Origin of the sequence: Streptomyces sp. NPDC005263, from assembly GCF_042872365.1 — a bacterium.
Lineage (GTDB): Bacteria > Actinomycetota > Actinomycetes > Streptomycetales > Streptomycetaceae > Streptomyces.
Window position 1 is genome coordinate 351,945 of record NZ_JBIAKJ010000004.1, and the last position, 22,636, is coordinate 374,580.

Below are 22,636 nucleotides of genomic sequence, written 5' to 3' on the forward strand. Positions count from 1 at the left end.
CCGGGGGTATGCCTGGCCCTACCCCAAGTGTCGGTCCTGCCGCACTGCTTCGGGGTGCGGTCGCGCGGTTGTCTTGCCTCACCGGTACCGAACCGGTGGGAGCAGAGGCGGAGTTGAGATGGTGCGGATGAGACCGGACGCGATCGTACTGAGGGCCGTGAGCAGGCGGTACGGGACCGGCGGCAACGCCGTGACCGCGCTCGACGACGTCACGCTCGCCTTCCCCGCGGGCACCTTCACCGCCGTCATGGGGCCGTCGGGTTCCGGCAAGTCGACCCTGCTGCAGTGCGCCGCCGGGCTGGAGCGGCCCGACTCGGGCTCGGTTCGGCTCGGTGACACGGAACTGACGTCCCTGAGCGAGCGCCGGCTGACCCTGCTGCGGCGGGAGCGCGTCGGCTTCGTGTTCCAGGCGTTCAACCTGCTGCCGTCCCTGACGGCCGCGCACAACGTCGCCCTGCCGCTGCGGCTGGCCGGGCGTCGGCCCTCGAAGGCCCGGGTACGGGAGGCCCTGCGCGAGGTCGGCCTCGGTGACCGCGCCCGCCACCGCCCCGCCCAGCTCTCCGGCGGCCAGCAGCAGCGGGTCGCGCTGGCCCGCGCGCTGATCACCCGCCCCGAGGTCCTGTTCGCCGACGAACCGACCGGCGCGCTGGACTCCCGGACCGGACGCGAGGTCCTGTCCCTGCTGCGGGACCTCGTCGACACGGGGGGCGGCACGGTGGTGATGGTGACCCACGACCCGGTGGCCGCGTCGTACGCGGACCGCGTGGTGTTCCTGGTGGACGGCAGGGTGAGCGGGGAGCTGAACGGGGCGTCGGCGGCGGAGATCGCGGCGCACATGACGGACCTGGAGGCCCTGACGGAACTGGAGGCCACCTCGTCCGGCCCCGCCCCGGAGGCCGCCCCGTGCTGAGCCTCGCCCTCCACACCCTGCGCACCCGCTGGGTGACGTTCACCGGCACCTTCCTGGCCCTCTGCCTCGGGGTCGCGCTGCTCACCGTGATGGGGCTGGCCCTCGCCTCCTCCGGGGACGCCCCCGAACGGGAACCGGAGCGGTTCGCGGCGGCGCCGGTCGTGGTGCGCGGGCAGGACACCCTGCGCGTGCCCACCCCGACCGGTGTCCGCACCGCGAAGCTGGCCCGCCCCCGCCCGGTCCCGCCCGGGACCGTCGCCGCGCTGCGTGCCCTCGGCCCGGTCGTCGAGGACCGCACCTTCGCCGTACGGGCCACCGGCGCGCCCGCCGACCTGGTGGGGCACCCTTGGCCGACGGCCGCGTTCGCCCCGTACCACCTGACGGCGGGCCGCGCCCCGCGCGCCGCGGACGAGGTGGTGGCGACCGGCGACTGGACGGCCGTGGGCGGCCTGCTGCACACCGCCGACGGGACCGTCCGGGTGGTCGGCACGGCCCGGGGCCTCGGCTTCGAGAACGCCCTCTTCTACACCGACGCCCGCGCGGCCCGGCTGTCCCCGGGGAGCACCCAGCTGGTGGTGGCCGCTGACGCGGCGGCGGTACGGCGGGCGATCGCAGCGTCGCGGCCCGTCGGCCCGAGCGTCCTCACCGGTGACGCCCGGCGGCTCGCCGATCCCCGACCCGACCGGGACCGGGAGGCGGTGACCGCGTTGAACGCGCTGTTCGGTACGGCCGGCGGGGTCGCCGGGTTCGTGTCGGTGTTCGTCGTGGCGTCCACCTTCGCCTTCGCGGTCGCCCAGCGGCGCCGGGAGTTCGGCCTGCTGCGCACGGCGGGCGCCACCCCGGGCCAGATCCGGCGGACGGTGGTCGCGGAGGCCCTCCTCATCGGGGTGCTCGCCTCGGCGGCGGGCTGCGCACTCGGCGGACTCGCCGCCCCGCACCTGGCCGCACGGGTCGTGGCCGACGGTCTGGCGCCGGCCTGGTTCACCATCGGCGCGCATGTCTGGCCGTACCATCTGGCCTTCTGGACGGGCCTGTCGGTGGCGCTGAGCGGTGTGCTGGCCGCGTCCTGGCGGGCCGGCCGGACCGCCCCCACGCAGGCCCTGCGCGAGGCGTCCGTCGACACCGGCACCCTGACCCGGGGCCGCCTGTTGGGCGGTACGGTCCTGCTCCTGGCCACCGTCGTGACTCTGGCGGCGGCCCTGCTGACCGACCCGGGCGAGCTGCTGCACCGCAAGGCGTACGTCAGCCGCCCCATGCTGCTGATCACCGCGGTGGCCCTGCTCTCCCCGGTCCTGGTGCGGCCGTCGGTCCGGGTGGTCGCCTGGTTGCCGGCCCGACTGCCGGGTGCCTGTGGGCTGTTGGTGCGGGAGAACGCCGCCGCGGCCGTCCGCCGCACGGCCGCCGTCGCCGCTCCGGTCCTGGTCATGGTCGCCCTCACGGGCTCACTGCTCGGTGCCACGGCGACCCTCGACGAGGCGCAGGGGGCGGAGCTCCGGCAGCGTACGACCGCCGACTTCGTGGTGACGCCCACGGCGTCCGGCAGCGGCCCTGCCCCGGAGACGACCGGCACCGGACTCGACCCGGAGACCGTACGGCGGCTGCGCGCGCTGCCCGGCGTCGAGCTCTCCGTGAGCGCGGCGAGCGCGGTGCACACGCTGGAGGACGGTGTGGCCCTGGTGAGGTCCGAGGCCCGCGCGGCCGACCCGAAGGCGCTCGCGGCGGCCGTACGGCTGCCGTTGACCGCCGGCCGGCTCGCCGATCTCGACGACGACTCGATCGTGGTGAACGAGGAGTGGGCCCGGCACACCGTCGGCGAGCGGGTGACGGTGTGGTTGGGCGACGGCACCCGCAGGTCCCTGCGCATCGCCGCGGTGATGCCCACCGGCACGGGCGACAACGGCGTGTACGTCACCCCGGCCAACGCGGCGGGCGCCCCGGTGGACCGGATCGACGTGAAGGTGACACCCGGCGCGGACGCGAGCGCGGTGCGAACGCGACTGCGGCAGGCGGTCCGTGGGTCCTCGCCCGCGGGGGCCCGGGTCCTCACCCGGGAGGAATGGCTGCGGGCGGTGTCCCCCCACGCCGACGGCACGACCCGGCTCGGTTTCCTCCTCGTCCTCGGTCTCGCGTTGCTCTACGCCGGCCTCTCGCTGGCCAACACCCTGGTCATGGCCACCTCGGACCGAGTACGGGAGCTCGCCTCGCTTCGGCTGGCGGGTGCCACCGGCGGGCAGGTGCTGCGGCTGGTCGTGGCGGAGGCCCTGACCGTGGTGACGGTCGGCGCGGTGCTCGGCCTGCTCGTGGCCGCGCTCAACCTGCTCGGCATGGGGACCGCCCTGGGCCTGCTGTCCGCACCCGCCTCGATCCATCTGCCCTGGCCGGAACTCGGCACGGCGACGGCCGCGTGCGCGTTGACAGCGGTGATCTCCGCCCTCGCCGCACACAGAAGATCCCGCCCGGTCGATTGATCGGACGGGATCTCCCCAACTCCCCGGGTTTTCCGGGAGTTGTTGCGGTGGGCCGTGAAGGAATAGATGAGTTGGCGCCCCTGAAAGGCTGCCCACGGGCCCGCTGCCGTATCCCTGTGAGGAGGTACCGCTCGGATACAGCTGCGTGGAAATCACTCGCATGGCTCTACTGGCGCGCGCTGCGTCTCCGATCGGCCTATACAGATGCCATGACGGATGACGACGAGGCAGCCTCCCGGTCGGACGTGAACCCTCGGTGGGTCGCGTGGGCGGCACTTGGTGGTTCCCTCATCGGTGCACTGACCGGCCTCGCCGGCAGCCTGCTCGTCTACAAGCAGGCCGAGGACAACCGCGAAGCGACTGCGCACCAGCGGACCTCCGACGTCCGCCGCGCCGCGTACGGCGAGCTGGTGAACAGCTTCCAGAGATACAAGACCGAGACCAACGGTTATCGCAACCTGCTGAATGAAGATGCGGAGGCGCAGGAACTGCTCAGCCACTACAACGGAAAAGTCGTTCCGGCCTTCAGCAAGATGCAACAGGCGGAGTCCCTGGGCCGACTCGTCGGCACAGGATCCGCTCGCGCCTCGATCAAGCAGATGAGTGCCCTCGACGACAAAGTGGGGGAAATCTTCGCGGCGGAAACTGTCGATCTGAACCGGTTCGACGTGACGATGGCGGAATTCACGAAGGTCGTCGATGCCTTCGTGTACAGGGTTGACCAAGAGATCATCTAGGGCCGTGCCCTGGCGAGGGCCGCACGCCGTTCGAACCCCGTAACGTCGACCGAGGGTTCGTAACCGCCGGTTCGTCGACCTCTCGACGCGGGCCGGTGTCCGTCAGGCCCCGGCATGCCAAAGCCCCGGTCGGAAGATCCCGACCGGGGCTTTGAGCTGCGTGGACCTGTGGGGATTTGAACCCCAGACCCCCTCGATGCGAACGAGGTGCGCTACCAGACTGCGCCACAGGCCCTTGCAACGAGTGAAACTCTAGCATCCCCATCCGGGTGCTTGGAAATCCGTTCCCCGGCTGGTCAGGGAGGGCACCGCGACCGCACGTGCCCGGCCCCCGGAGCTCACTCGTTGGCGGCCCGGGGCCGGTCGCCGTCCTCGTACTGGTCGAAGAGCGGGGTGCGGCCGCGTTCGCGGGCGCGGCGGGCGGAGGCGGCGCGGCGGGCGTCACTGCGCTCGTCCGCACCCGGCCGGTCCTCCCCGTCGGCGGGGTCCTCCTCCGGCGCACCCTCGTCCCGGGCGGCGGACTCGGCGTCCTGGCCGGGCGTGACGGTGCTGGAGCGCGCCGAGCTCCACGCGTCCGGCGCACCGAGGTCCACGTCGGAGGTGGCCCGGGGCGCGACGGGGGCGGTCACGTACGTCGGCAGCGGCACCGGCACCGGGTCCCAGCTGTCGCCCTGTCCGGGGCGCTGCTGCCGCTCGCGCTGCTGGTCGACCCACTCGGCGTGGTCGGTCTGCTCGACGAGCGCACGCCGGTCCGCGGCGAGCGCCGACATTCCGGAGTCGGTCGCCGGCTCGGGGCCCTCGTCCGGCTCGTCGGAGTCGACGCCCGTCTCGTCGACGGCCCGCCGACGCGGCTGGCGGGCGCGCTCACGCAGTCGCTGCGCGGCGGCCTCGGCCATGCGCCGGTCCATCTGGTAGGCGAAGCGCCGCCGTTCCTGGGAACGCAGGTACGCGATGTACGTGCTGAGCAGCACGGCGGGTACGCCGGGCGCCCACAGGAAGGTGAGCCCTCCGACCGCGGCGACGACCGTGCCCAGCGTGAAGGCGATGAAGAGCATGACCGTGGTACGCCGACGGCGCGCGAGCACCTTCGTACGCCTGGCGCGCGCTGCGGCCGCCTCCTGCGCGGGTGTACGCCGAGGGGCCGGCTTGCGCTTGGGCGCCGAGGAGGCCGAGTCCTCCCGCGCGGATTCGGTCCCGGGTTCGCGGACGGACTCCCGAGCGGGTTCCCGGACGGACTCCCGGGCCGGTTCACGAACAGGTTCTCGCACCGATTCCCGCGCCGATTCCCGTGCTTGTTCCGTGCGTCCCGGGCTCTGTTCCTGGACCGGCGCCTGCGCCTGCGGGCGGTTCGGAGGCATGGCGAAGGCACGGACGTCCACCGAGTCGGTGACGACGCCCGCGCCGTCGGCGCCTGGCTCCCCCTCCTCGGTGGAGCGCGCCCGCAGGTCCTTGGCGTACCGGCGCTCCATCCCCGCCCGTCCGGACAGCAACCGGATGGCCGTGCTGAAGCGTTCCGTCGGACGGGCCTCGTTCAGCTCGTCCTGCCTACGGAGCCACATCGGCACCAAGTAGGCGGCCCAGGCCCCGACAATGACTGCGTAGATGAGGCCGCTGCTGCTCACGTCTCACACGGTAGAGGGGTTTACGTGAGGCCATCTGCCAATTGAGTCGGTGTGTCGCACGATCTGGCTGATATTTCGAGCTTTTTTTGCGACCGATGCGATCAGCAGGCCACCGAGGTGGCGAATTCAACACCCCAAGACGGTCATCCGCCGGTCATTTTCGAACACATATTCAATTTCCAGGGCAGTGGCCATGCGCTACGACGCGGGGTTGTCGTGCGGCGTGCTCCTGGAGCGTGCCCGCTGCCACCGCCTGAGCAAACCGTCGGGCACCTCTTCCGCGGTGAGCGCGAAGACGAGATGGTCGCGCCAGGCGCCGTCGATGTGGAGATAGCGCGGGCGCAGCCCCTCCTCGCGGAACCCGAGCTTCTCCACCACCCGCCGACTGGGGCCGTTCTCGGGTCGGATGCAGACCTCGATGCGGTGCAGACCGACGGCCCTGAAACAGTGGTCCACGACGAGCGCCACAGCGGTCGGCATCACCCCGCGGCCCGCCACCGACTCGTCCACCCAGTACCCGACATGCCCCGAGCACATCGAACCCCAGGTGATTCCGGCCACCGTCAACTGCCCGACCAGCCGCCCCTGGTACTCGATGACGAACGGCAGCATCCGGCCGGCGTTCGCCTCGGCCCGCAGGTGCCGGACCATCTGCCGATAGGTCGGCCGGTGCGCTATCGGGCCGCTCGGGGTGGGTGGCGGAATTGTCGCCTCCCACGGCCGCAGCCAGTCCCGGTTGCGCCGGTTGACGTCGCGCCAGGCCCGCTGGTCGCGCATTTTTATCGGCCGGAGGACGACATCGCCGTCCGCCAGTACGACGGGCCAGGATGGGCTGTTCAGCTCGCACCCCCACGGCCGGCGCCGGGTCTCGGGTGGTCCCCGCCGCGGATCTGGTCGACGGCGTGCGTCAACAGCGGCTCCAGAACGGCGAGACCGTCCTTCACACCGCCGGAGGAACCCGGCAGATTGACGATCAGGGTCTCTCCCGCCACTCCTGCCAGGCCACGGGAGAGGGCAGCCGTCGGCACCTTCTCCCGGCCGAAGGCCCTGATGGCCTCCGCGATGCCCGGCACCTCGTGGTCGATCACCCGGCGGGTCGCCTCGGGGGTGCGGTCGGTGGGCGAGATGCCGGTGCCGCCGGTGGTGACGACCACGTCGTACCCGGCGTCGACGGCGGCGCGCAGGGCGGCTTCCACGGGGTCGCCGTCGGGCACGACCTGAGGTCCGTCGACGGCGAAACCGAAGCTCCGCAGGCCGTCGGCGATCAACGGGCCGCCCTTGTCCTCGTAGACCCCGGCCGCGGCCCGGTTGGAGGCGGTGACCACAAGAGCTCGATACGTCATGCCCGGCTCCAGTCGCCCGACTTGCCGCCCGTCTTCTCCTCGACCCGTACGTCCGTGATGACCGCTCCCTTGTCGACCGCCTTGATCATGTCGATCACGGTGAGGGCGGCGACGGAGACCGCGGTGAGTGCCTCCATCTCGACGCCCGTGCGGTCCGTCGTCTTCACCGTGGCCAGGATCTCCACGGCGTCGTCCGCGACCCTCAGGTCCAGTTTCACACCGGACACCGACAACGGGTGGCACAGCGGGATGAGGTCGGGCGTGCGTTTGGCGCCCATGATGCCCGCGATCCGCGCGGTGGCCAGGGCGTCGCCCTTGGGGACGCCCTCGCCGCGCAGCAGCTCGATCACGCGGGGCGAGACCAGGACGCGGCCGCTGGCGCTGGCGGTGCGCGCGGTCACGTCCTTCGCCGAGACATCGACCATGCGGGCCGCGCCCGCCTCGTCGATGTGGGTCAGTCGGTCCTGCGATGAGGGTCCGGGGGTCTCCCCCCGGGAAGGCACTGTCATGCTGTGTGGCGCTCCCGGTCCGGGCCCGGCGCGCGGGCCTGCTGTGCGCGACACGGTACCGCCAAGTCGAACCGTCGAGCGGCGCGGTCCCCGCGGGTCAGCCGAGCAGCACGACCTCGACCTCGGTACCCGGCTCGACGGACTCCATGTCCTCGGGGACGACGATCAGCGCGTCCGCGTGCGCCAGGGCCGCGACCAGGTGCGATCCGGCGCCGCCGACCGGGGTCACCGCACCGTCGGCGTACATGCCGCGCAAAAACTGCCGACGGCCCTTCGGGGAGGTCAGCGCCTTGTCGGCGGTGAGCTTCGCGCGGGTGCGCGGCCGGTGCACGTCGTCGAGGCCCATCAGGGTGCGGATCGCGGGGCGCACGAACAGCTCGAAGGAGACGTACGACGACACGGGGTTGCCGGGGAGCGCGAGCAGCGGGGTGTGGTCGGGGCCGATGGAGCCGAAGCCCTGGGGTTTGCCGGGCTGCATGGCGAGCTTGCGGAACTCGATGCCGCTGCCGGCCTCGTCCGCGTCGCCGACGTACGACAGGGCCTCCTTGACGACGTCGTAGGCCCCGACGCTGACCCCGCCGGTGGTGACCATGAGGTCGGCGCGGACGAGCTGGTCCTCGATGGTGGAGCGGAGTGTCTCCGCGTCGTCGGCGACGGCGCCCACCCGGTAGGAGATGGCACCGGCGTCGCGGGCGGCGGCGGTGAGGGCGAAGCTGTTGGAGTCGTAGATCTGGCCGCTGCCGAGTCCCTCGCCGGGCTGGACGAGTTCGCTGCCGGTGGACATGACGACCACGCGCGGACGCGGGCGCACCCGGACGGTGCCGCGCCCGATGGCGGCGAGCAGGGCGATCTGCGGCGGGCCGAGGACGGTGCCCGCCTCCAGGGCACGGTCTCCGGCCTTCACGTCGCTGCCCTCGGCGCGGACGTGAGCGCGGGCACCGGCCGGGCGGTACACGTGCACGTGTCCCTCGGCGCCCTGGGGGGCCAGGGCGCGGGCCCGCATCCCGGTGACCGGGCCCTCGCCGAGGCCGCCGTCGGTCCACTCGACGGGGACGACGGTCTCCGCGCCGGGCGGCAGCGGGGCGCCGGTCATGATCCGGGCGGTCTGGCCGGGCCCGACGTGGAGCAGTGCCGCCTGGCCCGCGGCCACGTCCCCGACGACCTCGAGGACGGCCGGGTACTCCTCGCTCGCACCCGCGACATCCGCGACCCGCACCGCGTACCCGTCCATGGAGCTGTTGTCGAACGGCGGCAGGGACACCGGCACCGTGACGTCCTCGACCAGGACGCAGCCCTGGGCGTCGAGGAGTTGCAGCTCGATGGGTTCGAGGGGGCGGACGGTCGCGAGGATGTCCTCCAGGTGCTCGTCCACCGACCAGAGGTGGTCGGGGTTGGCGGTTCGGGGGGCGGCGCTGCTCAACGTGGTTACATCTCCTCGGCTACGTAACTGCGAAGCCAGGTCCGGAAGTCCGGGCCCAGGTCTTCACGTTCGCACGCGAGTCTGACAATGGCACGCAGATAGTCGCCGCGGTCGCCGGTGTCATAGCGGCGGCCCTTGAAGACCACGCCGTGCACCGGGCCGCCGATCTTCTCGTCCGAGGCGAGCTGCTGGAGTGCGTCGGTCAGCTGGATCTCGCCGCCGCGGCCGGGCTCGGTCTTGCGCAGGATCTCGAAGATGTGCGGGTCGAGGACGTAGCGGCCGATCACCGCGTAGTTCGACGGGGCGTCCGCCGGATCCGGCTTCTCCACCAGAGCGGTGACCTTGACGGTGTCGCTGTCCTCGGTGGGGCCGACGGCCGCGCTGCCGTAGAGGTGGATCTGCTCGGGCTCGACCTCCATGAGCGCGATGACGCTGCCGCCGCGCTGCTCCTGGACCTCGACCATCCGCTGGAGCAGCGGGTCGCGCGGGTCGATCAGGTCGTCGCCGAGGAGGACGGCGAAGGGCTCGTTGCCCACGTGGGGGGCGGCGCACAGGACGGCGTGGCCGAGGCCTCTGGGGTCGCCCTGGCGGACGTAGTGCATGGTCGCGAGGTCGCTGGACTCCTGCACCTTGGCGAGCCGGCCCGCGTCACCCTTCTTCTGAAGGGCCGACTCCAGCTCGTAGTTGCGGTCGAAGTGGTCCTCCAGGGGCCGCTTGTTGCGGCCCGTGATCATGAGGACGTCGTCCAGACCCGCGGATACGGCCTCCTCGACCACGTACTGGATCGCGGGCTTGTCCACGACCGGCAGCATCTCCTTGGGAGTGGCCTTGGTGGCCGGCAGGAACCGGGTGCCGAGACCTGCTGCGGGAATGACAGCCTTGCTGATCCGGGGGTGCGACTGAGTCATGCGGCAACCTTATCCGGTGCCTTTGATCGGAATCTGAGGCTCCGGCGACTTAGCTCTCATATGAGCATATTGGAAGGATACGGGTGCGATTTTGAACCACGTCGGACGTCCGGCCGAGCCTGACAAGCAAACGTTGCGGCAGGAGTTCCTCACGGTGAGGAACAGATTGACGGCCGATGACGTGCGGAAAGCCGCCACCGCGCTGGCCGGTCGGGCGCTCGGGCTGCCCGAGTTGGCGCGGGCGCGCACAGTGGCGGCGTACGTCTCCGTGGACAGTGAACCCGGCACGCTCGCGCTGCTCGACGCGCTGCGCGAGCGGGGCGTGCGGGTCCTGCTCCCGGCGCTGCTGCCCGACAACGACCTCGACTGGGGCGCGTACACCGGCGAGGGTTCACTCCAACGCGTGCGGCACGGCGGGCGAATGGCCCTGTTCGAGCCCGCCGGGGAGCAGCTGGGGCCGGACGCCGTGGCCGGCGCCGACGTGGTGCTGCTGCCGGGGCTGGCGGTCGACGCGCGCGGGATGCGCCTGGGGCGCGGCGGGGGCTCGTACGACCGTGTCCTCGCCCGTCTGGAGCGCGCGGGCGCGCACCCCACGCTGGTGGTGCTCCTGTACGACTGGGAGGTCGTGGAGCAGGTGCCGTCCGAGGCGCACGACCGGCCGGTGCGGGCGGTGGTGACCCCGTCGGGCGTGCGCCGCTTCCCGTCCGACTAGGAAGGCCCGGCCCCTTTCGGGGCCGGGCCTTCGACAACTCAGCGCTTCAGCGGCTCACCGCTCCCGCCGTTCACGGCCTCAGCACCAGCGAGTCGCTCGTGCTGCCGTCGACGGCCTTGTCGGAGAAGGACCAGTCGAGCAGTTCACCGTCGGCCCACTTGTCCGTCTGGTCGGTGTAGTGGGCGCTGTAGGCGTGTCCGGAGGCACCGGCCAGGTTGATCCACTTCGACTTGTCGAGGTCGCCGAGGTTGACCACCATCCGCATCGAGGGCACCCACACGACCTCGTAGCCGCCGGCGGCGTTCCAGCCGGTGGCGTTGACCGCCGCCTCGCCGCCGCTGAGCTTCCACGGGCCGCGGTTGAGCATGTACTGCAGGAAACCGGGGCCCTCGGTGCCCAGGGTCTGGTTCTTCAGGAACAGGCGGTGCAGCCGGCCCCAGCTCCAGTTGTCGATGTCCTTGCCGAGCTTGGCGGTCAGTTCCCAGCGGGCGTCGATCATGGCGCGCTTGAGCAGCTCGTCGCGGTTGGTGGCCTCGGGGCGGGTGCCCACCTCGGGCGTCTTCCACCAGTCGCTGTTCTCGTCGTCCAGGAGGTTGCGCACCACCTCGAACCACCGGTCGCCGCCGTCCGGCTGCGCCTGGTCGGCGTCGCGCTCGCCGCACTCGCGGACCTTCTTGGCCTCGTCGACGGGCCCGGTGGTGTTGACCGGGTCCACCCACAGGCACTGCCCCTCGACCCGCAGCTCCTTGGGCAGCTTGTTGCCGAAGGCCAGCTTGAGGATGTTGCGCCAGACCGAGTTGAAGTAGGCGGCGGCCGCCGAGTCGGCGTCCTGGGTGTAGTCCCAGCCCGCCAGCAGCTCCTGGGCCTCGCGGACGTTCTTGTCGTCGACGTCGATCTTCAGCAGCTTGGGCACCAGCAGCTTGGCGATCTCGCTGCTGTTGTCCAGCTGCATCTGCCGCATGTCGTCGGTGGAGATCTTGCCGCCGCCCTTGATCTTCTGCTCGATCAGGTCGGTTATCCGCTGGCTGCGGGTGCCGTAGCCCCAGTCCGTGGTGAGCGTGTAGGGGTACTTGCCCTTGTCGATCACGGCCTGGTTGGCGGTCACGATGTAGCCGCGGTCCGGGTCGTACTCGTAGGGCAGCGCGTCCTGGTCGATGTAGCCGGTCCACTTGTACTTGGGGTCCCAGCCCGGCGCCGGGATGGAGCCATCGTCGCCCTTGGCGCGGGTGGGGATCCTCCCCGGCAGTGTGTAGCCGATGTGGCCCTTGGTGTCGGCGTAGACCAGGTTCTGCGACGGCACGTCGAACAGCGTGGCGGCCTTGCGGAAGTCGCTCCAGCCGGCGGCCTTGTCCATCGCGAAGACGGCGTCCATGGCGGTGCCGGGGTCCAGCGCGGTCCAGCGCAGGGCGATGCCGTAGCCGTCGCCGCGGTCGGGGGCGGCGGTGTCGACCGTGGCCTTCTTGCCGACCTTCACCAGCTCGCTGTCACGGTCGGACAGCAGGGGCATCCCGTCGCTGGTCTGCCGGACGACGATCTTCTTGGCGGAGCCGCCCGCGACCTTGATGGTCTCCTCGCGCGTGGTGAAGGGCTTCACCTTGCCGTCGTACTGGTAGCCGTCGCCGGAGAGCTTCTCCAGGTAGAGGTCGGTGACGTCGACGCCGGAGTTGGTCATGCCCCAGGCGATGTTCTGGTTGTGGCCGATGACCACGCCGGGCATGCCCGCAAAGGTGTAGCCGCTGGCGTCGTACTGGCACTTGCTGGAGATCGCGCGGCAGTGCAGGCCCATCTGGTACCAGACGGACGGCAGGGAGGGAGACAGGTGCGGGTCGTTGGCGAGCAGCGGCTTGCCGGTGATGGTGTGCTCCCCGCTCACCACCCAGGAGTTCGAGCCGATGCCGTTGCCGTTCACGCCGACGGCCGTGGGGACGTCGTCCAGGACGTTCTGGAGGCTCGTGAGCTGACTCTGCAGGGCGGATCCGGACGTCCCTGAGGAGCCGCTCGTACCGCCGGTGCCTGTTCCGGTGCCAGTGCCGGTACCGGTACCGGTACCTGTTCCGGTACCCGTGCCTGTGCCGGTACCCGTGCCGGTACCGGTGCCCGTCGCGCCGTCGCCGCCGTCGAACGTGCCCGTGAGCTCGCCGTACTGGCCCTGCTGGACGATCGTCTGGTTGCGGCTGTAGGGATACTGCGGGTACAGGTCGGCGATCTGTTTGGGGCCGAGGCGGCTGGTCATCAGGGCGCGGTCGATCTCGTCCTGCATGTTGCCGCGCAGGTCCCAGGCCATCGCCTTCAGCCACGCGACGGAGTCGACCGGGGTCCACTTCGCGGGCGTGTAGTCGTTGGTGAAGCCGAGCGCCGCGTACTCCAGGGAGAGGTCCTCGCCGCTCTTGCCCTGGAGGTAGGCGTTGACCCCCTTGGCGTACGCCTGGAGGTACTTCTTCGTGGAGGCCGACAGCGTCTTGTCGTACTCCTGCTTCGCCACCCGGTCCCAGCCCATGGTGCGCAGGAACTCGTCGTTGTCGACCTGGCCCTTGCCGAACATCTCCGACAGCCGCCCGGAGGTCATGTGGCGGCGGACGTCCATCTCGTAGAACCGGTCCTGCGCCTGGACGAAGCCCTGCGCCATGAACAGGTCCGCGTCGGAGGAGGCGTAGATCTGCGGGATGCCGTAGCCGTCCCGCTTGACGTCCACGGGTCCGGACAGGCCGTCCAGGGTGATCGATCCCTTGGTCTGCGGGAACGAGGCGCGGACGGTGCTGATGGACCAGTACGCCCCGTAAGCCACGCCTCCGATGAGGGCCAGCACGAGGACGAGTACGAGCAGGCGGGCTTTGCGCCCCTTCTTCCTGCCGGACTTGCCGGGCTTGTGACCCGATGAGGCGGTGGTGGTGGGGGGCATCGCTGTCCTTGCTGTCCTAACGCGAGCGGCAGGCGGGCGTATCCATGTGACTGAGCGCTGGAGCAACCATAGGCGCAGGGCCCGGTGCGACTTGACGCGGAGTCGGGAACCAGGACGTACGCGCGTTCGATCATGCCTTTTCGAGTGTCAAGAAATCGTCAAGAGTTAGGTAAGGTAACGAAGTACCTGGGTGCGAAACGATTCTTCTTCGTGTCCGATATACGTGAGCCCGCGCGCGTGACGCCGCGGGCCAGGGAAGGGAACGGCCGCTGACTGTCCACCACCTCAACCAGCTCCTGCTCGTCTGCTCGCTCGTTCTGCTCGTCGCCGTGGCAGCGGTTCGGATCTCCTCGCGCAGCGGGCTCCCAAGCCTGCTCGTGTACCTGGGGATCGGCATCGCCATGGGCCAGGACGGAGTGGGCGACATCCACTTCGACAGCGCCGCGCTGACCCAGGTCATCGGGTACGCGGCCCTCGTCGTGATCCTGGCCGAGGGCGGTCTCGGCACCAAGTGGAAGGAGATCAAGCCGGCCCTGCCCGCCGCGTCCACCCTGGCGCTGGCCGGGGTCGCGGTGAGCGTCGGGGTGACGGCGACGGCCGCGCACTACCTGGTCGGGCTGGAGTGGCGGCAGGCGCTCATCATCGGCGCGGTGGTGTCCTCGACGGACGCGGCGGCGGTGTTCTCGGTGCTGCGCAAGATCCCGCTGCCCGCGCGCGTGACCGGCACGCTGGAGGCGGAGTCCGGCTTCAACGACGCCCCGGTGGTCATCCTGGTGATCTCCTTCTCCACCGCCGGCCCGTTCGAACACTGGTACGTGCTGCTCGGGGAGATAGCTCTGGAGCTGGCCATCGGCGCCGCCATCGGCATCGCGGTGGGCTGGCTGGGCGCCTGGGGCCTCAGGCACGTCGCCCTGCCCGCCTCCGGTCTCTACCCGATCGCCGTGATGGCGATCGCCGTCACGGCGTACGCGGCGGGCGCGATGGCCCACGGAAGCGGCTTCCTCGCGGTCTACCTCGCCTCGATGGTGCTGGGCAACGCGAAGCTGCCGCACTGGCCCGCCACCCGCGGGTTCGCCGACGGGCTCGGCTGGATCGCCCAGATCGGCATGTTCGTCCTGCTCGGCCTGCTGGTCACCCCGCACGAACTGGGCGACGACATCTGGCCGGCGATCATCATCGGGCTGGTCCTGACGATGGTGGCCCGCCCACTGAGCGTCTTTCTGTGCCTGACGCCGTTCCGGGTGCCCTGGCAGGAGCAGACCCTCATGTCCTGGGCCGGACTGCGCGGCGCGGTGCCCATCATCCTGGCGACCATCCCGATGGTGCAGGGCGTCGACACCAGCCGCCGCATCTTCAACATCGTCTTCGTCCTGGTCGTCGTCTACACCCTGGTCCAGGGCCCGACCCTGCCCTGGCTGGCCCGCAAGCTGCGGCTGGGCGGCGATCCGGAGGCCGCCGCCGACCTGGGCATCGAGTCGGCGCCCCTGGAGCGGCTGCGCGGGCACCTGCTGTCCGTGGAGATCCCCGAGGGCTCGAAGATGCACGGCGTCGAGGTCAACGAGCTGCGCCTGCCGGCCGGGGCCGCGGTCACGCTGGTCGTCCGCGAGGGCAAGTCGTTCGTGCCGCTGCCGACGACGGTGCTGCGGCACGGGGACGAGCTTCTCGTGGTCGCCACCAACCCCGTCCGGGACGCTGCGGAACGGCGGCTGCGGGCCGTCGGCCACGGCGGCAAGCTGGCCGGATGGCTGGGCACGGGCGGCACCGGCACAGGCCGTTAACGGCGTGTTTCACGCGATTCACACCCCAGGGAATCGCAGGTACACGACCCCATCGTGCTCGTTTTCACAGGCCTCTCAGCCCTGATCCCTGTACGATGAATGCGCACCTGATCGAACCAACTCTGCCTGACGCAGAGCTGGCGCGACCGTATGGCGGCCGGGACGCTCCTGACAGCGGGCTTTGGCATCTACCGCAGTCCGCGCAAGAGGACAGCTCTCGGCGCCCCGCCTCCCGGAGGGGGCCGCGCCACCAGGCGGCAGAAAGGCACGGGCCGTGGCATCCACGGTCACCTCCCGCCCCGGATACGGGCAGCTGCTGCGTACCCGCGGCGCCTGGACGTTCCTGCTCCCCGGCTTCGCGGCACGCCAGCCGTTCGCGATGCTCACCGTCTCCATCGTGCTGCTCGTGCAGCACACCACCGGCTCCTACGGGGCGGCGGGCGCCGCCGCGGCCGTCACCGGGGTCTCCACGGCCCTGTTCGCGCCCTACGCCGGTCGCCTCGTCGACCGCCACGGACAACGCGCGGTACTGGTCCCGGGCGTGGTGGTGCACGCCCTGTCGGGCCTGGCCCTGACCGCGCTCGCGCTGTCCCACGCCCCCCTGTGGGCGCTGCTCGCGGCAGCCGTGCCCACGGGCGCCTCGACGCCCCAGATCGGCCCGATGGTGCGGGCGCGCTGGGCGGTCCAGCTCCAGGACTCGCCGCTGCTGTCCACCGCGGCGGCCTTCGAGTCGGTCACGGACGAGCTGACCTTCGTCATCGGCCCGCTGCTGGCCACCGCGCTGTGCACGTCGGTGGATCCCGCCGCGGGTCTGGTGGCGGAGGCCTCGCTGACGCTGCTGGGCGGTCTGCTGTTCGCCGCGCGGAAGAGCACCCAGCCCGCGGTCGCCGCCGACGGGCACGCGCGGGTGGCGCACGCCTCGGCGCTGCGCAGCCCCGGCGTGCGGATCCTGATCGTGGCGTTCCTCGGCATCGGCTCCGTCTTCGGCGGCATGCAGGTCTCACTGGCCGCGTTCACCGAGTCGATCGGCGAACCCGGCCTGAACGGTGTCCTGTACGGCACCTTCGCCGCCGGCAACGTGCTCTCCGGTCTGGTCTGCGGCGCCATCGCCTGGAAGACGGCCCCGCGGCGCCGCCTGCTCGTCGGGTACGCCGCCCTCGCGCTGACCGCGTCCGGCCTGTGGGCCGCGCACTCGGTGCTCGTCCTGGCCGGCCTCGGCCTGCTCGTCGGCATGTGCATCGCGCCCGCCCTGATCACCGGCTACACCCTGGTCGAGGGGCTGGTCGCGGCCGACGCCCGCACCGAGGCGTTCACCTGGCTGACCGGGGCGGTGGCGCTCGGCCAGGCGGCGGCCGTCACGATCGCCGGACAGCTTCAGGACCGCTTCTGGGACGGCGCCGGGTTCCTGGTCCCGATGGGCGGCACGCTGCTCGCCCTGGTGACCCTGCTGGCGCTGCGTTCACGACTGGCGCCGCCGCGCGCGACCAGAGTGGTCACGCGCGGCGCGGCCCATCGCGAACCTGTCGCGATCGATGAGATGTGACCGAAGGAATACGTCACTGTGACTCCGCAGCTACGCTGCTTCTCCTTTGGGCAAGTGCCCGCGAGACGGTCAAGCCCTGACCGCTGCCCACAGGCAGGTGACGCACGTTACTCCAATTGCAAGCGGCACAGGTTAGTATGGACGATCGTTAGCACTCATCGAGTGAGAGTGCCAGGAGGAAGACAAGTGCCGACCTATCAGTACCAGTGCACCGAGTGTGGCGAGGGCCTCGAGGCGGTGCAGAAGTTCACCGACGACGCGCTCACCGAGTGCCCCAACTGCCACGGCCGACTCAAGAAGGTGTTCTCCGCGGTCGGCATCGTCTTCAAGGGCTCCGGCTTCTACCGCAACGACAGCCGCGGCTCCTCGTCGAGCAGCGCGCCGTCGTCCTCGAAGTCGGGGGCGTCCTCTTCGTCCTCGGAGTCGAAGTCGTCCGACTCGAAGTCCTCCGACGCGAAGTCGTCCTCGGACTCGAAGTCGTCGAGCACGAGCACGTCGAGCTCGGGCAAGTCGTCCAGCAGCAGCTCAGCCGCGTAGGGCCAAGCCTCTCCGCCCGCCGCTCAGGGCCCTTTCTCTCAGGGCCCTGCCGCCTTTCTCACCGGACCCTGTCGTCTTACGACGGCGGGGTCATCGGCGTTTCCGGAGGCGGTTAGGGTGCGGGCATGGCGAACAAGGCGAACGCAGAGGTCGGTGTGATCGGCGGCTCCGGCCTCTACTCGTTCCTCGACGACGTGACCGAGATCCAGGTGGACACCCCCTACGGGCCTCCCAGTGACTCCCTCTTCCTCGGCGAGGTGGCCGGCCGGCGGGTCGCCTTCCTGCCCCGGCACGGGCGCGGCCACCATCTGCCGCCGCACCGCATCAACTACCGGGCCAACCTCTGGGCACTGCGGTCCGTCGGCGCCCGCCAGGTCCTCGCCCCGTGCGCGGTGGGCGGCCTGCGCCCCGAGTACGGTCCGGGCACGCTGCTGGTGCCGGACCAGCTGGCCGACCGGACGAAGTCCCGGACGGGCACGTACTTCGACGGGCTGCCGCTGCCGGGCGGCGCGGTGCCGAACGTGGTCCATGTGTCCCTGGCCGATCCCTACTGCCCGGTCGGGCGGGCGGCCGCGCTGAAGGCGGCACGCGGGCGGGACTGGGAACCGGTGGACGGCGGCACGCTGGTCGTGATCGAGGGGCCGCGGTTCTCGACCCGCGCCGAATCGGTGTGGCATCAGGCGCAGGGCTGGTCGGTGGTCGGCATGACCGGACACCCGGAGGCGGCACTCGCCCGCGAACTGGAGCTCTGCTACACCTCGTTGACCCTGGTCACCGATCTCGACGCGGGCGCCGAGACGGGTGAGGGCGTCTCCCACGAGGAGGTGCTGCGGGTGTTCGCGGCGAACGTGGACCGGCTGCGGGGTGTGCTGTTCGACGCGGTGGCCGAGTTGCCCTCGGCGCGGGAGCGGGACTGTCCGTGCGCGAACGCGCTGGGCGGGATGGATCCGGGGTTCACGCTGCCGTAGGTGTGCCGGCGCCCGTGGGCGGAACCTCCCGTTCGGGTGAGGGAGTTGTCCACAACTCGGCAGTAGCCCACGGGCCTCCGCGGGAATCGGCGCGAAGCCGCATCGTGGCACCGCAAGCCGATCCCTCGTCGCAGGTGGTGGTCCCATGTCCTTCGCACCCTCGCCCTCGTCCTCGCCCTCCCGTTCCCACTCCCCTACTTCCGCTCCCTCTCCCGTCGTCCCACGGCCGCTCGGCGCGGAAGCTCCCCCGACCTGCGAGGTGCCGCACTTCGCTCCCGTGCGCATCCGCGGCGGCCGTTACGGACTGCAGCGACTGGTCCGGCGCCGACGGCGCGCCGTGGCGGCCGGCCTCACCGTCACGGCGGCCGCGGTCCTGGCGGCGGGGCCCGCGGTCCCCCAGGAATCGGAGCAGGCCCGGGGGCGTCCCGTGGCGGATCCCGTACGGGAACACCGTGCCGTCCGGCTGGTGACGGCGCCGGTGCGGATCGCCGACGGAGCCACGGTCGGGCTGTTGCGGCCCGGTGACCGGGTGGACGTCATCGCCGCCGAGCGGACCGCGACGGGCGGCGACGCCCGGGTGGTCGCGCGCGGGGCCCGGGTGACGAAGGTGCCTCAGACGCTGGAGACACCGGGCGGGGCCGAGGGCGGGGCGCTCGTCGTCCTGTCGGTCCCCCGCTCCACCGCGGCGCGTCTCGCCGGCGCGAGCACCACGGCGCGACTGGCGGTGACTCTGTGCTGACCCACGCGACGCGCACCCCGCGCCCACTCGTCCCGCCGCCACACCCGTCACGTCCCGCGATGGCTCCACCCACCTGGACAGGGGCACCCGGTCCTCACGTAGGTTGCGGAGCTGTTTGTTCCACTACCAGTTCGTATGAGGAGAGTCCCCGAGTTGAGCGAGAACAAGCCAAGCGTCTGGCAGGGATTCAAGGCCTTCCTGATGCGCGGGAACGTCGTCGACCTGGCGGTGGCGGTGGTCATCGGTGCCGCCTTCACCAACATCGTGAACTCTGTGGTGAAGGGCCTGATCAACCCGCTGGTGGGAGCGATCGGCACCAAGAGCCTCGACAGTTACAGCTCGTGCCTCCAGGACCCCTGCAAGGTGGCCGCGGACGGCACGGTGCAGAGCGGGGTCCCGATCATGTGGGGCAGCGTCCTCGGCGCCACCCTGACCTTCGTGATCACCGCGGCCGTCGTCTACTTCCTGATGGTCCTGCCGATGTCGAAGTACCTGGCCCGGCAGGAGGCCCGCAGGAAGGCGAAGGAGGGCACGCACGAGATCATCGAGGTGACCGAGCTGGAGGTGCTCAAGGAGATCCGCGACGCGCTGCTCGCACAGCAGCGGCAGGGCGGCTCCGGCCTCGACAAGCGGTAGCGGCGGCGGTCCGCGGTCCCCGGCGGGTTCAGAGGTGGTGGGGCGGCTTCTCGTCGAGGAAGCGCTTCAGGTCGGCCGCGCTGTCGCCCTCGCCACCCGGCCGCTCGCCCCATCCCCGGTCCGTGTCGTCCGAGGACTGCTGGTCCAGCGGGTCGTCGAAGATCAGCGCGGGCTTCGGCTCACGCGGCTCGGGATCGGGGGCGGTGCTCATGCCTCCAGGGTACGGCCCTGACGGCGACCCACCGCCGAGGATGCCGGGTGGCTGCGCCCGGAGAGGCGCGGGTGAACCCCACAGCCGGAGGGATGCCGGCGGGCGCGGGGGCGCGAGGGTCCCCGGTGGCTGGACGAGACTGGGGCCCATGACAGTTGACGCATTGACGGACATCGCCGGTCTACGGGTGGGGCACGCGACGCGTACCGGCGGGGGCTGGCTCACCGGCACCACCGTGGTGCTCGCGCCGGAGGGCGGGGCCGTCGCCGCCGTGGACGTGCGGGGCGGCGGACCCGGCACCAAGGAGACCGACGCGCTCGACCCGCGCAATCTCGTGCAGAAGGTCGAGGCGATCGTGCTGACCGGCGGTAGTGCGTACGGCCTCGACGCGGCGTCCGGGGTGATGGCCTGGCTGGAGGAGCGGGGGCGGGGCGTACCGGTCGGGGTGGACCCGGCGCAGGTCGTGCCGGTGGTGCCCGCGGCCTGTGTCTTCGACCTGGGCCGGGGCGGCGACTTCCGGGCCAGGCCGGACGCGGACACCGGGCGCGCCGCGGTCGAGGCGGCGGCGGCTGGCGAGCCCGGCGCGCGGGTGCCGCAGGGGTGTGTGGGCGCGGGTACGGGCGCCACGGTCGGGCCGCTCAAGGGAGGTGTCGGCACCGCCAGTACGGTGCTCGGCTCGGGGATCACGGTGGCCGCGCTGGTGGTGGCCAACGCGGCGGGATCGGTCACCGACCCGGAAACGGGGGTTCTGTACGGGGAGTTGTTCCAAGGACGGGTGGAGTACCCGGAGGCGGGTGTCCATGATCGTGCCCTCCGTCGCCTCGCCGAGGTCACGGCGACCAACGCGCCGCCCCCGCTCAACACCACGCTGGCGGTGGTCGCCACCGACGCGGACCTGTCGAAGGCCCAGGCGCAGAAGCTGGCCGGCACCGCGCACGACGGCATCGCCCGCGCCGTGCGACCGGTGCATCTGCTCCACGACGGCGACACGGTGTTCGCGCTGGCGACCGGCGCCCGCCCGCTCGGCAGCGACCATCCCCTCGCGCTCAACGAGATCCTCGCCGCGGGCGCGGACGCGGTGACCCGCGCGATCGTCCACGCCGTGCGCGCCGCCGAGTCGGTGTCCGCGCCGGGCGGGACGTGGCCGTCGTATGGGGAGTTGTACGGGCAGTCGTAGGGGCAGGAGCCGGGCGGGAGCCGCTCAGTAACGGGTGGGAGGCGCCGGCGGTCGACGATCCGGCGGGAAATTGTCTTGGTTGTGTCACGTGATGGCGTTCATCGCGACCACTGGGAACCCGACCGGGCCACGATCCCTTCTTCCTTGACGTACGGGAGCGGATCACCTACCACACACGAACCTGGAGCAGCCCGTGACAAGGACGGACACAGCGACACGGCGCGCACTCGGGGCGTGTGCCGCCTTGATGGTCGGCGCCCTCACCCTCACCGCCTGCGGCAGCGACGCCAACGCCAAGAACGACGACAAGGGGAGCGGCGGCTCCGGCAAGTCGTCGTCGGCGACGATACGGATCTCGGCCAAGAACGGCTCGACCGGAGCGTCGATCAACTCGACCGGCGTGCGGGTCAGCGACGGCACCCTGACCGACGTGAAGATGACGGTGGCGGGAGCGGGGACGGCCGTACCGGGAACGATCTCCGCGGACGGCAGCGCCTGGACGCCGAAGGAGCAGCTGGAGCGCGGGACGAAGTACGAGATATCGGCGAGGGCGAAGGACACGAACGGCAAGTCCACCTCCGCCGATTCGGTCTTCACGACCGTCTCCAAGGCGAACAGCTTCATCGGGACGTACACGCCGGACGGCGGGTCGACCGTCGGCGTCGGGATGCCGGTGTCGTTCAACTTCGACAAGGCCATCAGCGACAAGAAGGCCGTGCAGTCGCACATCACGGTGACGTCGAGCAGTGGGCAGAAGGTGGTCGGGCACTGGTTCGGGTCGCAGCGGATCGACTTCCGGCCCGAGGAGTACTGGAAGGCCGGCTCCAAGGTCACGATGAAGATCGACCTGGACGGGGTCGAGGGCGCGAACGGCATCCAGGGCGTGCAGAAGAAGACCGTCAGCTTCACGATCGGGCGCTCGCAGGTGTCCACGGTCGACGTGAACACGCAGACGATGAAGGTGGTTCGGGACGGCAGCACCGTGAAGACGGTCCCGATCTCGGCGGGCAGCTCCCAGTTCACCACGTACAACGGGCAGATGGTGATCTCCGAGAAGTACCGGAAGATCCGGATGGACAGCAGGACGGTCGACCTCGCGAACGCCTACGACATCCCTGACGTCCCGGACGCGATGCGGCTGACCACGTCGGGCACCTTCATCCACGGCAACTACTGGTACAACAAGGCCAACCCGCCCTTCGGCCGGGAGGGCACCAGCCACGGCTGTGTGGGACTCGAGGCCGTGCGGGGCGGGCAGGGCGACACCCCGGCCAACTGGTTCTTCGACAACTCGCTCATCGGGGACGTCGTGATCGTCAAGAACTCCCCCGACAAGTCGGTGGCACCCGACAACGGGTTGAACGGCTGGAATCTGCCGTGGAGCGAATGGATCGCGGGCAGCGCGGCGTGATCACCGCCAGGTTGGGTAAGTAGGCTATGACCTGGTGTTTTTGACGATTCATCGGGCCGCGTGGGAACTTCCCCCGCGGCCCGGGCGTTTTCCGGGCGTACGTTTTCT

20 protein-coding genes and 1 tRNA gene are annotated in these 22,636 nt (G+C 71.1%); 12 read left to right on the forward strand and 9 right to left on the reverse strand.

Going from position 1 to position 22,636, the window contains the following annotated elements:
• The first annotated feature begins 127 nt into the window (after positions 1 to 127).
• From ACFYRY_RS20120 to ACFYRY_RS20130, 3 genes are all read left to right on the forward strand, one after another.
• The gene (locus ACFYRY_RS20120) at positions 128 to 910 is read left to right on the forward strand and encodes an ABC transporter ATP-binding protein (RefSeq protein ID WP_389148359.1); all 783 of its coding nucleotides are present in this window, start codon (positions 128 to 130) and stop codon (positions 908 to 910) included.
• The gene (locus tag ACFYRY_RS20125) at positions 904 to 3,378 is read left to right on the forward strand and encodes an ABC transporter permease (RefSeq protein WP_389147055.1); all 2,475 of its coding nucleotides are present in this window, start codon (positions 904 to 906) and stop codon (positions 3,376 to 3,378) included. The genes ACFYRY_RS20120 and ACFYRY_RS20125 overlap by 7 nt, the downstream gene beginning before the upstream one ends.
• A gap of 209 nt (positions 3,379 to 3,587) precedes the next feature.
• On the forward strand, positions 3,588 to 4,115 hold the full coding sequence (locus tag ACFYRY_RS20130; protein ID WP_389147058.1) for a hypothetical protein: 528 nt from the start codon (positions 3,588 to 3,590) through the stop codon (positions 4,113 to 4,115).
• Positions 4,116 to 4,276: 161 nt separating this feature from the next.
• Here ACFYRY_RS20130 and ACFYRY_RS20135 read toward each other — a convergent pair.
• From ACFYRY_RS20135 to galU, 7 genes are all read right to left on the reverse strand, one after another.
• A tRNA-Ala gene (locus ACFYRY_RS20135) sits at positions 4,277 to 4,350 on the reverse strand.
• 103 nt (positions 4,351 to 4,453) lie between these two features.
• Positions 4,454 to 5,737 (reverse strand): gephyrin-like molybdotransferase receptor GlpR, encoded by a 1,284-nt coding sequence (glpR, locus tag ACFYRY_RS20140; protein WP_389147060.1) that lies wholly within the window; start codon positions 5,735 to 5,737, stop codon positions 4,454 to 4,456.
• 198 nt (positions 5,738 to 5,935) lie between these two features.
• A complete protein-coding gene (locus ACFYRY_RS20145) occupies positions 5,936 to 6,577 on the reverse strand; it encodes a GNAT family N-acetyltransferase (RefSeq protein ID WP_389148362.1) in 642 nt (213 codons plus the stop codon).
• Positions 6,574 to 7,080 (reverse strand): molybdenum cofactor biosynthesis protein B, encoded by a 507-nt coding sequence (locus ACFYRY_RS20150; protein ID WP_389147063.1) that lies wholly within the window; start codon positions 7,078 to 7,080, stop codon positions 6,574 to 6,576. Before ACFYRY_RS20150 ends, ACFYRY_RS20145 begins: the two co-directional genes overlap by 4 nt.
• Complete coding sequence (moaC, locus tag ACFYRY_RS20155) at positions 7,077 to 7,589, reverse strand: cyclic pyranopterin monophosphate synthase MoaC (protein WP_389147066.1); 513 nt, start codon at positions 7,587 to 7,589, stop codon at positions 7,077 to 7,079. The genes ACFYRY_RS20150 and moaC overlap by 4 nt, the downstream gene beginning before the upstream one ends.
• Before the next feature lie 97 nt (positions 7,590 to 7,686).
• Positions 7,687 to 9,009, reverse strand: a complete 1,323-nt coding sequence (glp, locus tag ACFYRY_RS20160) for a gephyrin-like molybdotransferase Glp (protein ID WP_389147069.1) — start codon at positions 9,007 to 9,009, stop codon at positions 7,687 to 7,689.
• 5 nt (positions 9,010 to 9,014) lie between these two features.
• Positions 9,015 to 9,917: a UTP--glucose-1-phosphate uridylyltransferase GalU gene (galU, locus tag ACFYRY_RS20165; protein ID WP_389147072.1), complete on the reverse strand. Its 903-nt coding sequence runs from the start codon at positions 9,915 to 9,917 to the stop codon at positions 9,015 to 9,017.
• Positions 9,918 to 10,008: 91 nt separating this feature from the next.
• Between galU and ACFYRY_RS20170 the strand changes: the two genes are divergently transcribed.
• Positions 10,009 to 10,629 (forward strand): 5-formyltetrahydrofolate cyclo-ligase, encoded by a 621-nt coding sequence (locus ACFYRY_RS20170; protein ID WP_389147075.1) that lies wholly within the window; start codon positions 10,009 to 10,011, stop codon positions 10,627 to 10,629.
• Positions 10,630 to 10,699: 70 nt separating this feature from the next.
• Here ACFYRY_RS20170 and ACFYRY_RS20175 read toward each other — a convergent pair whose 3' ends face one another.
• Complete coding sequence (locus ACFYRY_RS20175) at positions 10,700 to 13,528, reverse strand: penicillin acylase family protein (protein WP_389147078.1); 2,829 nt, start codon at positions 13,526 to 13,528, stop codon at positions 10,700 to 10,702.
• A 269-nt stretch (positions 13,529 to 13,797) separates the two neighbouring features.
• On the opposite strand from ACFYRY_RS20175, the gene ACFYRY_RS20180 reads away from it, so the two are divergent.
• The 6 genes from ACFYRY_RS20180 (at position 13,798) to mscL (ending at position 19,729) form a co-directional block, all read left to right on the forward strand.
• Positions 13,798 to 15,306, forward strand: a complete 1,509-nt coding sequence (locus ACFYRY_RS20180; RefSeq protein ID WP_389148364.1) for a potassium/proton antiporter — start codon at positions 13,798 to 13,800, stop codon at positions 15,304 to 15,306.
• A gap of 274 nt (positions 15,307 to 15,580) precedes the next feature.
• Complete coding sequence (locus tag ACFYRY_RS20185; protein WP_389147080.1) at positions 15,581 to 16,849, forward strand: MFS transporter; 1,269 nt, start codon at positions 15,581 to 15,583, stop codon at positions 16,847 to 16,849.
• A gap of 186 nt (positions 16,850 to 17,035) precedes the next feature.
• The gene (locus tag ACFYRY_RS20190; protein ID WP_389147083.1) at positions 17,036 to 17,386 is read left to right on the forward strand and encodes an FmdB family zinc ribbon protein; all 351 of its coding nucleotides are present in this window, start codon (positions 17,036 to 17,038) and stop codon (positions 17,384 to 17,386) included.
• A 125-nt stretch (positions 17,387 to 17,511) separates the two neighbouring features.
• Positions 17,512 to 18,354 (forward strand): S-methyl-5'-thioadenosine phosphorylase, encoded by an 843-nt coding sequence (locus ACFYRY_RS20195; RefSeq protein ID WP_389147087.1) that lies wholly within the window; start codon positions 17,512 to 17,514, stop codon positions 18,352 to 18,354.
• Positions 18,355 to 18,499: 145 nt separating this feature from the next.
• A complete protein-coding gene (locus ACFYRY_RS20200) occupies positions 18,500 to 19,093 on the forward strand; it encodes an RcpC/CpaB family pilus assembly protein (RefSeq protein ID WP_389147090.1) in 594 nt (197 codons plus the stop codon).
• A 153-nt stretch (positions 19,094 to 19,246) separates the two neighbouring features.
• A complete protein-coding gene (gene mscL / locus ACFYRY_RS20205) occupies positions 19,247 to 19,729 on the forward strand; it encodes a large conductance mechanosensitive channel protein MscL (protein WP_389147093.1) in 483 nt (160 codons plus the stop codon).
• Positions 19,730 to 19,757: 28 nt separating this feature from the next.
• Here mscL and ACFYRY_RS20210 read toward each other — a convergent pair whose 3' ends face one another.
• Complete coding sequence (locus tag ACFYRY_RS20210; RefSeq protein ID WP_389147096.1) at positions 19,758 to 19,940, reverse strand: hypothetical protein; 183 nt, start codon at positions 19,938 to 19,940, stop codon at positions 19,758 to 19,760.
• A gap of 148 nt (positions 19,941 to 20,088) precedes the next feature.
• On the opposite strand from ACFYRY_RS20210, the gene ACFYRY_RS20215 reads away from it, so the two are divergent.
• Positions 20,089 to 21,117, forward strand: a complete 1,029-nt coding sequence (locus tag ACFYRY_RS20215; RefSeq protein WP_389147099.1) for a P1 family peptidase — start codon at positions 20,089 to 20,091, stop codon at positions 21,115 to 21,117.
• 193 nt (positions 21,118 to 21,310) lie between these two features.
• Positions 21,311 to 22,528, forward strand: a complete 1,218-nt coding sequence (locus tag ACFYRY_RS20220; protein ID WP_389147101.1) for an Ig-like domain-containing protein — start codon at positions 21,311 to 21,313, stop codon at positions 22,526 to 22,528.
• The last annotated feature ends 108 nt before the right edge of the window (positions 22,529 to 22,636 follow it).